We start from the raw sequence: 12074 nt of genomic DNA, 5'->3' as shown, positions 1-12074 counted from the left end.
TGAGGCTAAGGAAGAACTTCAGGATATGTTCTCCAGGAGGTACTCCTAATGGTTTACACAAAATTATTGACACAACCACATCTCTTGCGTGTATGACAACTTTATCAACTTCAGCTTATCATCACATAAAGGAAAAATTTTTTAGGAGGGAAATCTTTTTTGCTCTAGTTGCTGGTGCAATTCCCGGTGTTTTTGCTGGAAGTGCTATGACGACTGTTTTTCTTCCTCATCATGTAACGAAAATTCTCTTTGCTTTCTTTTTTATTTTTATGTCCTTTAAAATGCTTTTGAAAAAGAATGGGAACGGTGAGGAAATAATTTCCTCTCTGCCTTCGGCTAAAGTTATTGCTATTATAGGTTTTTTTGCCGGATTTATAGCTTCCATGCTTGGCGTTGGTGGTGGAGCTCTTATAACACCGTTACTTCATTCTTTTGCTAGAATACCTATTAAAGAGGCTATGGCTACAAATACAGGTGTTGTTTTCTTTAACTCTCTCTTTTCAACGTTAAACTACATTGTTTATGGCTGGAAATATACAAAGTTACCCTTTTTCTTGGGGGATGTTTATCTTCCGGCGCTGATTTTTATGATACCTTTTATATTTGTTGGGATTAAAATGGGTGTAAAGGTTATGCATAATAGCCATCCCGAGAAACTTCGAAGGATATTTTCGATTGTTCTTCTATTGGTTGCCTTAAATATTGTTATAAAAACCTTAGGGAGGTGATTATGAGGTATGTGGAATTGGAACCTGCAGAGGTTGCGTTAAAGGCGTTTAACTATTTTCCAAAATTAAAGTGTGCGGAGAGCGTTTTTAAAGCTATTATTGAAACGCTCGCGGGGAAAGTTGGTGAGCCTTATAAGAGTATTCCTTCTTACATTATGTCTTACGGTAAAGCCGGGATATATGCATGGGATGGGACGTGTGGTGCAGTGAACGGTGCTTGTGCCGCAATAAGTACAGTTCTTGAAGGAGACGATTCAAAGGTTAAACCGCTTGTTGATGAGCTTTTAAAGTTTTTCCTTTCTGAAATGCAGCCGGCCTTTGCACCTTATGATGTAAATCCTGTAAAGGTTTCCCTTCCTGGCCTTACGTGTGGTGGAATGGTTTTTAGATTAATTAAAAAAGAGCACGCTGGATTTGATGATGAAAAGAGAGTCGTTTTCTGTAAATCAATTACTTATACGGCGGCGTATAAGGCTGTGGAATTGATGAATGAATTTTTAAAGTCACAGAAGTAAAAGGGGGTGTTTCCCCCTTTAAACTATGTAAAGTGCCGGAATAACGTTTTTCTGAAGGGCCACCTCTTCTGGAGAAAGGCCTATCGCTAGTCCGATTAACTGCTGAACGTGAAGAACAGGCATTATAAATTGGCTTTTTATTGTATTCAGTGCCTTTTTCTGATTGGCATCCATGTTCAGATGACATAAAGGACAGGGTGTTATTACACAGTCGGCATCCATGTCGTGGGCTTCTTTTAAGTTGAGCCCCGTTAGTTTCATGGCTATTTCTGAGGCTGAAAATGAAGCGTGAAACCCGCAGCATAAGATCCTGCGTGCTCCTGAAACAGGGGTTGCACCGAGGAGTTTGATTAATCTTTCGAGGGAGGAAGGATTTTCCGGATCGTCGTAACCTATTATGTCCCTTGGGCGTATGGTGTGACATCCATAGAAAGGATACACTTTCAGGTTTTTGAGCTTATTTGTTACCATGGAGGATATCTTTTCTTCATATTCGTCCAGTATTACCTGGTGAAGGAGTTTAACCTCAACTTTTCCTTCATATCTTAAGCCTGTTTCGGAGAGGATTTCGTTCATCTCTTCTTTTAATCTTTCGTTTTCTGTAAGTTGCTTTTTAGCTTTTTTTAGTTCTAAGTAGCAGGTGCTACAGATGGTTATGATATCTCGTTCCTCTTTTTCTGCTATTGCAAGATTCCTTGCGTTTATACCGAGTGCAACATAAGGTTTCACTTCTTCAACGTTCCCGGCTCCGCAACAACTGAAAGATACAGGTTCGGTGTAATCTATTCCTAATTTATCCATTACTGTCTTTGCTGATATATAAGATTCGATTGCTGCACCTTTTGGGGCGCATCCTGGATAGAAAGCATACTTTTTCATTATTCAACCTCCGCAGAGAGAGAAACGACCTTTTTAAAGCCTTCAATGTCTTCTATAGGTTTTACTATTGGTGGCGGCATCTTTCCTTTAAGTAAGAAAGAGAGTGCCACCGGCATGTTTTCTAAAACGCCTTTTATACCTTTTGACATAATTGGAAGGATGGCTTCGTTCAACATGCCTGTTGATGTTACGCTTTTGTAAAATGCTATGGCATGCCTTGCACCGGGATTTAGTGTTAATCCTTTTTCAATTGACATGGCTCTCAGGTGGGTTACGGCTTCTACCGGATGAATGTGTTTGGGGCAGATGTCTGCACATCTTTCACATCTAATACACTTCCATAGCTCAAACGCGTATGCTATTTTTGAACGTTCTTTTTTAAGTCCATCTCTTGGATCTTCTGCGAACCTGAAAATTCTTCCAAACTGGAAAGGACCTGCATAATCGTCAATGAACATTACGGCAGGGCACATTGAATAGCAGGTGCCGCAAAGTATACAGTCTGTGAATTTATCGAATTTTTCCATCTCTTCTGGATAAACGATAGATTCTTCGTCATTTGTATCCGGGATTACTTCAGGATCGGGAATAAGATAAGGTTTTACCTTTTTTAACTTTTCTTCTGCTTCAGAAAAATCAACAGCCAGATCTCTAATAACTTTCATATTTCCTAAAGGTTCTATTTTAAGGATGTTTGTTCCAAATCTTTCTATTTCCTGCCAGATCTGAGTCTTGCATGCAAGTTTGGGGTGTCCGTTGACTTTTACTGAACATGATCCACAGATAGCACTTCTGCAGAATCCTCTGAATGTGAGTGTTGGGTCTATGTTTTCTTTTATAAAGTATAGGGCTTCGAGAACGGTCATTCCTTTTGGGATTTCTATCTCAAAATCCTGAAAGTGAGGTTTCTCGTCAAATTCAGGGTTGAACCTGCTTATTCTAAGGATTACCTTTTTTGCCTCAGCCATTAGTATTTCCTCTCTTCAGGTTTATACTTGGTTATGTTTACAGGTTTGTATGATAGTTTGTATTCTCCGTTTTCAAGTGTAACTATTGAATGTTTGAGGAAATTTTTATCATCTCTTTTAGGGTAGTCGACTCTGTAATGGGCACCTCTACTTTCTCTCCTTTCAAGTGCTGTCATTACGGTTACTTCTGCAAGTTCAACCATGTTTAAAAATTCAAGTGTTTGTTGGAGGTTGGTATTGAACGTGTAAGAAAGGTCTTCAACTTTTAGATGCTGCGCTCTTTCTTTGATCTCTTTTACTTTATCAAGAGCTTCTTTAAGTCTGCCTTCTTCTCTGAATATTCCTGCTCCGTAGGTTAGAATGTCACTTAGCTTGTTTCTCAGGTCGGCGAGTTTCTCTTTTCCGTCCTTTTCAAAGAGGCTTTCTATTTTTTGTCTTTCATCTTTTAATGCAGAGATTGGAAATTCAGAAAGTTGGGATGAAGTTGCATATTCAGAAGCTAACTCGCCTGTTATTTTTCCGAATACCACTATGTCAAGGAGGGAGTTTCCGCCAAGTCTGTTGGCACCGTGAACTGATACGCAGGCACATTCACCGGCGGCAAAAAGCCCGTCTATTATTGTTTTGCCGTCTATGTCGGTATCGACTCCGCCCATACAGTAGTGGGCAGTAGGCCTTATGGGAATAGGTTCTTCTATCGGATCTATTCCTTCAAAATCAATAGCTAATTCCCTTATCTGTGGAAGTCTTTCCATTATCTTTTTCTTCCCCAGATGTCTTAAGTCAAGGTAGACAAATTCGTTTCCTTCGTTATCTCTGAATCCTCTCCCTTCTGCTATTTCTGTTTCTATGGCTCTTGATACGAGATCTCTCGGTGCAAGTTCCATTTTTTCCGGTGCGTATCTTTTCATGAACCTTTCACCGTCTTTGTTTATAAGGTATCCACCTTCGCCCCTTGCACCTTCGGTGACGAGAATTCCTGTTCTTCTTAATCCTGTTGGGTGAAACTGAACGAATTCCATATCTTTTAGAGGGACGCCGGCTTTTAGGGCTATTGCTGTTCCGTCTCCTGTGCATCCGAGAGCGTTTGATGTTCTTCTCCAGTAAATTCTTGCGTGGCCGCCTGTGGCGAGAATAACTGCTTTTGCCCTTATTACTTCTATTTTCCCAGATTTCATATCTATAGCAATAAGGCCACATACTTTCTGTTCATCATGGACAAGAGCGGTAACAAACCATTCGTTAAAGAATTTGACATTTCTTCTTATGCATTGTTCATAAAGGGTTTGAAGCATTACATGACCTGTCTTGTCTGCCGCGTAGCAGGTTCTCGGGAAAGATGCACCACCGAAAGGTCTCTGTGCGATTTTTCCATTTTCGAGCCTTGAAAATGGTAATCCCATGTGTTCCATTTCTCTGATTATTTTCGGAGCTATGTGACACATCAGTTCCACTGCGTCCTGATCTGCAAGGAAATCACTTCCTTTTATAGTATCGTAAGTATGCTTTTCAGGTGAATCTTCTGCAACGTTTGAGAGGGCTGCGTTAACACCTCCCTGCGCCGCTCCTGTATGGGAACGGGTGGGGAATACTTTTGTAATAACGCCAACCCTTAAAGAGGGATTTTTTTTAATAGCCGAAAGTGCGGCATATAAACCTGCACCGCCTGCACCTATTATTGCAACGTCAAGTTGTAACATTTCTCCTCCTGTTTAAGGGCATGAATATAAATTCAACCTAATTCTATCAAAATTCTTTACATTCTATCTTGAAAATTGCGTCGAGAAGATTTATTTTTTTTAACAAATAAAGTTAGGAGGTGCTAATATGAATACGCCGGTTAGAGTTTTTAAATGCCTTGACTGCGGTAAAGAGTTTGAAGCTCCTTTTGGTAAACCAAGATGGATGCTTAGCTGTCCTTCATGTGGAAGTGAGAATATTGTAAGAGTTGGTACAAGGACAGAAGAAGGTAGAGAGGAAAGATTGGAAGATGTAGCACCGGGCTGGTGGAGAAGAAGAGGTGCTGGTGCTGGTTGGGGATTTAGATTCAGAGGCGGTTTTAGAAGAGGTAGAGGAAGAGGTTGGGGAAGAGGTCCCGGCTGGTGTAGATGGTAATGGTAGGGGGATTTTCCCTCTACCGATTCCTTTAATCTAAACTTTTCCCTCCCTTTATTTTCTAAACTGTTCTATAATTCTTCTATCATTAAATCGTGCGGATTTTGCTGATGGATAGCAGTAGAATAAAGAAATTTTTTCGTGCCTTTCTAAATAGTTATGCAGGTATTTTTTTTATTTCCGATCCGGTCTTTGGCGCTGTTCTTTTTTTGGTTTCTATCATTAATTTTAATATGGGATTTGCAGGTTTTTTATGTGTTCTTTCAGCTTATCTTTTTGCACGGCTCTTAGGCTTGAAGGAAACTTTTTTGGGACTTGATTTCTACATTTATAATCCTTTGCTTGTCGGTCTGGCTATTGGTTATCTTTTTAAGCTAGGTCCCTTAACTCTCATATTTTTGGTAAGTTTGGGTATACTTACTTTTTTAATAACATATTCTCTCTCTTCCATTTTTTCTTACTATTTTAAGCTTCCTGTATTGAGTATCCCGTTTGTTATAGGGAGCTTTATTGTTTATCTTGCTTCTTTACGTTATTCCAATTTGTTTGTTACCAGCCTTTATCCCCATTATCCCAGCTGGGATTTTTCCTTGCCTGTGTTTTTTAAAGGTTTTTTTGACTCTATTGGAACTATTCTTTTTTCTCCCTATACGCTTGCCGGTGTGATAATTTTTCTGGCGTTATTTCTCTACTCAAGAATACTGGCGTTCCTTGCAATTATAGGATATTTCGGTGCAACTCTGGTTACAGCTCTTATGACAGGTTCTTTTGAAAAAGCGTTCAGCGATATTTCTGCTTTTAATTATATTCTTATTGCTATGGCTGTAGGTGGTGTTTTTCTGATCCCTTCACCTAAAAGTTATTTTATGGCTCTTGTGGCATCTTTGATAGCTGTTCCGGTTGTAGAATCAACTAAAACGTTCTGGCAACATTTTGGTATTCCTGTGTTTGCATTGCCTTTTAATACAGTTACGCTTTTAATGGTTTATACTCTTGGACTTGTAGGGTATGAAACTTTGACAAAGTTTTACCGTGGAACGCCGGAAAAAACTCTTGATTATTTTTTGACTGTTATTAAGCGTTTTCCTTTTTGGGGAAGAGAAATTTCCTTGCCTTTTACCGGTGAATGGACGGTTTGGCAATCGTTTCATGGTAAGTGGACCCATAAAGGTGTCTGGCAGTATGCGGTTGATTTTGTAATTACCGATGAAGAGGGAAAAACTTTTTCTGGTGACGGTTCTTTACTTTCTGATTATTATGCTTTTCAGAAACCTGTTTTATCGCCTGTCAGAGGAAGGGTTGTAAAGGTTGTTTCTAATCTTCCGGATAATCCTCCAGGAAAAGCCGATAAGGAAAATAATCTGGGGAATTTTATTCAAATACTTGATGAAAGGGGCTTTTATGTTGTTATAGGTCATCTGAGTAAGGATTCTATTAAAGTGAAACCGGGAGATTGGGTGGAAAAAGGGAAATTTCTGGGATTGTGCGGGAATTCTGGTTATTCTCCACAGCCTCATATTCATATACATGTTCAGCTTTTACCTGAGATAGGTGCTCCGACAGTTCCTTTTAGTTTTGCTCCTTTTATTAAGAAAGGTAATGTGTTCGTTGACAATGGTGTTCCTGAAGATAATGATAGGGTAAGGCCGGTTTATCCCGATAAAAGTTTGCATGACCGTTTAAATATGTTGATAGATATGGTTTTTAGGTTTGAAGTGTTTGAAAATGGAAAGAAAACTGGTATTTTCCAGGCAGTTGTGAAAATGGCTCCAGATGGAACATTTTATATGACTGACGGTAAGGCTAAACTCTATTTCGGTATCAGTCATGGCACATTTTACTGTTACAATTTTGAGGGAAGTGATAGTTCTTACCTTAAATATATTTTCCTTGCTTCTCCCAAGGTGCCACTCTATTTTGAGAAAGGTTTAGTCTGGAAAGATTATCTTCCGATAGAACTTGTTGGAAAAAGATTCACGAAAGCATTTTTTAGATTTCTTGCCTCTTTTAATCATAATTTTTATGAAATAAAAGGAACTTATAGGGTGATAGATACTTCGTCTTTTGCAGGAAAAGTAAAGTTTATGAATTTAGAGATATTAACAGAGACAATTCTTCATGAAAGAATAGGTTTTGATTCCGTTAGGGTAGATATGAAAGGGAATAGAATTGTTTTGAGGAGGATCAGAGATGAGAAGATTTTTATCAGCAACTTTGATATTGATGGGAATAATTACAGTATTGACAGGTAGTGCCCGGGCTGATTATTCTGCAATCTACGGCACTTATATAGATTACAGCAGCGGAAGCAAAATAGGAGGACCTTCTTTAACAGGGTATTATTCAACAGGAAATTTAACGAGAACTTATTCTTTCGGTCTTTCTTTAACTTCTATTAAGTATTCCGATAACTATACTTCAAGTGCGACTTTTAAAAGATACGGTATCTCTAATGCTGGAATAGACTTTTTAAACCAACTTGATGTTACTGTTGAAGGTTCTGTAACTAATGAGCTACTTAAAAACCATACATTTACTTTCGGTTTGCACTATATAATTACAAATGATAATTTAACTAACAACGGTATTGTTTTCTATTTTGATGGAACTTATTTTAAGCCTTATAACTGGAATTCAGGTGTGGAGTTTGCCGTTTCTTATTATCCTGAAACTATTGATCTTCAAGTTATTCAATTGTCTCCCCACTTTGGGAAGTATTATTACACCACTTTCGGGACATTTTATGGTGGAGCTAAGTTCTATTACATAACTTTAAATAAACCAGATGAAATAGGTGTTAATGATAAAAATTTCTATTCTACAGAGGTGTTTTTAAACTTTTATAGAGGAAAGACAGATTTGGGCTTTTCCGTATGGAAGGGAGAACAGGTTTTTGCCGTGAAAAACAGTGGATTTGTTGTTTACAATCTTACGGAAAAATATGAAAGTGGAGTATCTGTTGAAGGGGGATATTACTTTACAAAAAATTACAGGTTAGGTGCCACAATTTCTATTAATAAATTTGAGGATCTTGAAACGGGAAATGATGTAACTCAGACTGTAGTTACCGTTTCACTGGGATATAAATGGTAAGGGAGCCACGATTATGAAATATATTTTCGGCCCTGTTTTTTCAAGAAGATTAGGCCTTTCTTTAGGTGTTGATCTTGTGCCCTATAAGGTTTGCAGTATGGATTGTCTTTACTGTGAGGTCGGGAAAACGACACTTAAGACAATTGATAGGAAAGAATATATTCCTGTCGATGAGGTTATAGGTGAGTTAAAATCTTTTCTTTCTAAAAGACCACCAGTTGATTATGTTACGTTTAGCGGTTTTGGAGAGCCAACTCTTAATTCTGGATTGGGAAAAGTTGTTAAGTTTTTAAAGTCAGAGTTTCCTCAAATTCCGGTTGCACTTCTTACAAATAGTTCCCTTCTTTTTAGAGACGATGTTATTGGTGAGATTAGTGATATTGATGTCGTTCTTCCTTCCTTTGACGCTGCTTTTAAAGAAACTTTTAGAAAGATTAACCGTCCATTTCCTGAATTGACGGTAGAACTTATTAAAACTGGTATTAGAAGGTTAAGAGAAGAGACGAACGCTAAGATATGGCTTGAGACCTTATTTGTTAAAGGAATAAATGATTCTGATGCGGAAGTAAAAGCAATAGGTGACTTTATTTTTGAGATAAAACCTGAGAGGTGGCAGATAAATACGGTTGTCAGGCCTCCTGCTTATGATATTGTAGGATTATCAGTAGAGGAGCTAGAAAGGATAAAAATGCTTGTTGGTTATCCTGAAACAGAAATAATAGGGAAATCTTCTGCTGAAAGAAAAAAAATGCCCGTGAAAGATATAAAAAATGAGATTTTGGAGCTTGTGAAGAGGAGGCCCTGTCCCGTGGACGAGATTGCTGATGCTTTAGGATTGCTTGAAGGAGAAGTTAAGGTTGCCCTTGATTCTCTTCTGAAAGAAGGAAGAGTCGAATATGTAATTTATGGAGACAGGAAGTATTTAAAAGGTAAGGAGAATTTATGAAGCAGTTTTTGCTTCTGTTGTTTTTTATTCTTTTTTCCCCTGTAGTGCATGCGGAAGTTCAGGTTGTTTCCAGCGTGCCTTTTCCCGAGTATTTAAAAGAAGAGCTTCAAAGTGAAGCGTCATTGGTTTGTAAAATAGATGATTGTTCTCAGACAATACCCAAGTTGTTAAGCGTTTTAGGATTTGAGGGAAGATGGTATAACGGAAAAATATTGATAGAAAAAAATTTGATAATTAAAGATGTGGTATTTGAGAATTTACCTTCTGAACTTTTGAAAAATGCTCAAACAATAAAAAATTTCCTTACAGGACAGAAGTTTTCTCCTTCTTTTATTGAAAATGCCAGGTTGTTATTAAGGTTTAAGCTACAGGATATAGGATTTAGAGATGCTGATGTTGATGTTACCACGAAACTTACATCTACAGGTTATGTTGTAATTTTTCGTATCCAGCACGGCTTACCGCATCAAATAGGAAAAATAAAGATAATTTGTGATGATATGGGTATTAAAAATTTTGTTGAATCACAGTTAAAATCTGTTGTTGGAAGGCGTTTAAAAAGAACATATCTGTTTAAAAAGTTGAAGCAGATAGAGGAACATTTTGTTTCTCTCGGGTATTACAACTTTGAGATTGTTACCGATACGAGGGTTTACGGGGAAGATGATAAGAAAAAAAGTGTGGAACTTATTGTAAAAGTTAAACCGGGTAAGCAGTATAAAATAAAAATTGCAGGCAATCATCGCATATCTACCGATAAAATACTGGCTGTTTTGACTTTTAAGAGGGATAGAACTTTTGACGAATTTGAGGTAGAACAGAGTAAGAAGAATATAATTAATCTTTATAAAAATAGCGGTTTTCCTTATGCTGAAGTTAATGTCAATCTAAAAAGCCTTTCGAAAAATAAGGTTTTAGTGATCTTTCACATAAGAGAGGGGACATTTGTTAAAATTAAGGTCGTTGAAGTTAAGTGTTCCCGGGAAATAGATAGAAAAGTTTACAACAATATAATGGATGTAGCGTCTGATCTGGAAGGAGAGGTTTATTCTCAGAAAAAAATAAATGATGTGAAAGATTTAATATTGTATATTTTAAAAGAAAACGGGTATTTAAATGGCACACTTTCTGAAAAATTTGTCAATTCAAAACTTGAATTTTTTGTAAAGCCTGGTAAGCAATTTCTTGTATCAGGATTGTCCGGTGTTCCGTTTAAATTAAATAGACGATTTCCCTTTCCCTACTCGTTGGAATTTGAGGAAAAACTGAAATCAGACGTTGCTGATTATTACAGAGATAACGGCTATCTTGATGTAAGAGTTGATTTGGAAAAAAAGAAAATTAGTAAGGGAAATAAAGTATTACTCTATCTACGTGTGCGTGTGGATAAAGGGCAACATTATCATGTAGGTTTTTCTCTTTTTACAGGTTTAACCAGGACTCGTCTTTCTTCTCTTGAACCTGTTAGAGTCGTGAAGCCGGGAAGCTTTTATAACAGAAGAAAGATAATAGAGCAGTATTCTATTCTCTCCGATACCAGAATTTTCTCTATGGTTGATTTAAAAGAAATAAAGTCAGTTAAAACGGTTAACCCGGTTTTTGTTTTAAAAGAATCTCCCGCTCTTATGGTTAAAGGTTTTATTGGTTACTGCACCGATGCAGGAGTTACCGTTAAAGGAAGTGCCAGAAGCAGTTCTCCTTTTGGTAGAGCTTTTTCCGTTTTTCTTTCAGGAGAATACAGAAAAACGGAAGGTTCGAATATCTTTTTGAGGATAGGTAAATCGGGTATTTTTTCTCCAAGGAATAGAGGTTATTTAAGTTTAATCCGGAAAACTGAAATTTTTGAAAGTTTTAACGTTGAACGTTATATTACCCGTTTTGAGATAAGCAGGAAACAGGGAAAGGCATTGAAACAGAGTTATGGAACAGAGATTTCGAAGGAGATAGTTGACGATATTGCTTCAGGAAGGACGAAATTTTATAAGAGGACGCTGTTTATAATTACAGACTATGATAAAAGAGACAGTTTTTCAAATCCCACCAGAGGTTACAGATTTTATTTAAAACTTTCGTATACAGGAGGATTTTTGGGCGGTGATGCAGATTACTTCCTTTCTGAGATTAAAGTGCTTAAGTTGAAAAACATAAAAAGAAAATTTGTTGTTGCTTTTAGAGCTGGAGTCGGTTATATAAAACCTTTTGGAAGTGGTGTTCCCATTCAGGATAGGTTTTACCTGGGAGGTGCTGAAAGTATTAGAGGTTATAAATACGGAACGATTTCTCCTGTTGATAGTTTCGGAAATTATGTAGGAGGTAATTTTTATTCTCTGGCAAGCATAGAATTGAGATACATGATATTTAAAGAATTACAGATTGCCATTTTCTGCGATTCGGGGGATGTCTTTCCCGATGTTTCTGATTTTACGTTTAATGGATGGTATTCATCTTTGGGATTGGGGTTTCGCTACTTAACGCCAGTTGGTCCGTTGAGGATTGATTACGGATATAAATTAAAACCTGTTGACGGACAGGGGAGGGGAAGATTCCATATATCTTTCGGCTTTCCTTTCTGATAAGAGGAGATGAGGAGATATGGAAAAAAGAACAATAAAAAGGAATGTTATTCTTCTCGGTTTGGTTAGCCTGCTTAACGATATGAGCAGTGAAATGATAGCACCTATCGTTCCCGGATATCTTATAGATGTTTTGAGGTTAAAAGAGATAACAAGTGGTGTTATTGTAGGCTTGATAGAGGGTTGTGTCAATAATTTTGTGTAAACCATTAGGAGTACCTCCTGGAGAACATATCCTGAAGTTCTTCCTTAGCCTC

11 protein-coding genes are annotated in these 12074 nt (G+C 37.5%); 8 read left to right on the top strand and 3 right to left on the bottom strand.

Going from position 1 to position 12074, the window contains the following annotated elements; translation table 11 throughout:
- Both BLW93_RS08135 and BLW93_RS08130 read left to right on the top strand, forming a co-directional pair.
- Window positions 1-728 (top strand): sulfite exporter TauE/SafE family protein (locus tag BLW93_RS08135; protein ID WP_076713584.1); only part of this gene is annotated, 728 nt, incomplete at its 5' end.
- Between the two features lie 2 nt (window positions 729-730).
- The gene (locus tag BLW93_RS08130; RefSeq protein WP_076713583.1) at window positions 731-1243 is read left to right on the top strand and encodes a C-GCAxxG-C-C family protein; all 513 of its coding nucleotides are present in this window, start codon (window positions 731-733) and stop codon (window positions 1241-1243) included.
- Between the two features lie 18 nt (window positions 1244-1261).
- On the opposite strand, the gene BLW93_RS08125 is transcribed toward BLW93_RS08130, so the two are convergent.
- From BLW93_RS08125 to sdhA, 3 genes are read right to left on the bottom strand one after another with little or no spacing between them, the layout of a single operon-like run.
- A complete protein-coding gene (locus BLW93_RS08125; RefSeq protein WP_076713582.1) occupies window positions 1262-2122 on the bottom strand; it encodes a CoB--CoM heterodisulfide reductase iron-sulfur subunit B family protein in 861 nt (286 codons plus the stop codon).
- Window positions 2122-3090 carry a succinate dehydrogenase/fumarate reductase iron-sulfur subunit gene (locus BLW93_RS08120; RefSeq protein WP_076713581.1) on the bottom strand — a complete coding sequence of 323 codons (969 nt, stop codon included), beginning with the start codon at window positions 3088-3090 and terminating at the stop codon, window positions 2122-2124. Before BLW93_RS08120 ends, BLW93_RS08125 begins: the two co-directional genes overlap by 1 nt.
- Window positions 3090-4790: a succinate dehydrogenase flavoprotein subunit gene (gene sdhA, locus BLW93_RS08115; RefSeq protein WP_076713580.1), complete on the bottom strand. Its 1701-nt coding sequence runs from the start codon at window positions 4788-4790 to the stop codon at window positions 3090-3092. The genes BLW93_RS08120 and sdhA overlap by 1 nt, the downstream gene beginning before the upstream one ends.
- A 127-nt stretch (window positions 4791-4917) precedes the next feature.
- On the opposite strand from sdhA, the gene BLW93_RS08110 reads away from it, so the two are divergent.
- From BLW93_RS08110 to BLW93_RS08085, 6 genes are all read left to right on the top strand, one after another.
- Window positions 4918-5205 carry a hypothetical protein gene (locus BLW93_RS08110; RefSeq protein ID WP_076713579.1) on the top strand — a complete coding sequence of 96 codons (288 nt, stop codon included), beginning with the start codon at window positions 4918-4920 and terminating at the stop codon, window positions 5203-5205.
- A gap of 110 nt (window positions 5206-5315) precedes the next feature.
- Window positions 5316-7457 carry an urea transporter gene (locus tag BLW93_RS08105; RefSeq protein ID WP_076713578.1) on the top strand — a complete coding sequence of 714 codons (2142 nt, stop codon included), beginning with the start codon at window positions 5316-5318 and terminating at the stop codon, window positions 7455-7457.
- Window positions 7396-8298, top strand: a complete 903-nt coding sequence (locus BLW93_RS08100; protein ID WP_076713577.1) for a hypothetical protein — start codon at window positions 7396-7398, stop codon at window positions 8296-8298. The genes BLW93_RS08105 and BLW93_RS08100 overlap by 62 nt, the downstream gene beginning before the upstream one ends.
- A 13-nt stretch (window positions 8299-8311) precedes the next feature.
- Entirely contained in the window at window positions 8312-9244 is a 933-nt protein-coding gene (locus BLW93_RS08095; protein ID WP_076713576.1) for a radical SAM protein, read from the top strand.
- On the top strand, window positions 9241-11817 hold the full coding sequence (locus BLW93_RS08090; RefSeq protein WP_076713575.1) for a BamA/OMP85 family outer membrane protein: 2577 nt from the start codon (window positions 9241-9243) through the stop codon (window positions 11815-11817). Before BLW93_RS08095 ends, BLW93_RS08090 begins: the two co-directional genes overlap by 4 nt.
- Before the next feature lie 19 nt (window positions 11818-11836).
- The gene (locus tag BLW93_RS08085) at window positions 11837-12022 is read left to right on the top strand and encodes a hypothetical protein (RefSeq protein ID WP_076713574.1); all 186 of its coding nucleotides are present in this window, start codon (window positions 11837-11839) and stop codon (window positions 12020-12022) included.
- Window positions 12023-12074: the final 52 nt, after the last annotated feature.

Origin of the sequence: Desulfurobacterium indicum (genome assembly GCF_001968985.1) — a bacterium.
In the GTDB taxonomy this organism is placed as follows: Bacteria; Aquificota; Aquificia; order Desulfurobacteriales; family Desulfurobacteriaceae; genus Desulfurobacterium_A; species Desulfurobacterium_A indicum.
Note: the sequence above shows the minus strand (reverse complement) of the source record. Positions and strands in the feature narration are given on the sequence as shown.

Coding starts and splice junctions, on each gene's coding strand:
- BLW93_RS08130 (WP_076713583.1), top strand. CDS start 731: ATGAGGTATGTGGAATTGGAACCTGCAGAGGTTGCGTTAAAGGCGTTT.
- BLW93_RS08125 (WP_076713582.1), bottom strand. CDS start 2,122: ATGAAAAAGTATGCTTTCTATCCAGGATGCGCCCCAAAAGGTGCAGCA.
- BLW93_RS08120 (WP_076713581.1), bottom strand. CDS start 3,090: ATGGCTGAGGCAAAAAAGGTAATCCTTAGAATAAGCAGGTTCAACCCT.
- sdhA (WP_076713580.1), bottom strand. CDS start 4,790: ATGTTACAACTTGACGTTGCAATAATAGGTGCAGGCGGTGCAGGTTTA.
- BLW93_RS08110 (WP_076713579.1), top strand. CDS start 4,918: ATGAATACGCCGGTTAGAGTTTTTAAATGCCTTGACTGCGGTAAAGAG.
- BLW93_RS08105 (WP_076713578.1), top strand. CDS start 5,316: ATGGATAGCAGTAGAATAAAGAAATTTTTTCGTGCCTTTCTAAATAGT.
- BLW93_RS08100 (WP_076713577.1), top strand. CDS start 7,396: ATGAGAAGATTTTTATCAGCAACTTTGATATTGATGGGAATAATTACA.
- BLW93_RS08095 (WP_076713576.1), top strand. CDS start 8,312: ATGAAATATATTTTCGGCCCTGTTTTTTCAAGAAGATTAGGCCTTTCT.
- BLW93_RS08090 (WP_076713575.1), top strand. CDS start 9,241: ATGAAGCAGTTTTTGCTTCTGTTGTTTTTTATTCTTTTTTCCCCTGTA.
- BLW93_RS08085 (WP_076713574.1), top strand. CDS start 11,837: ATGGAAAAAAGAACAATAAAAAGGAATGTTATTCTTCTCGGTTTGGTT.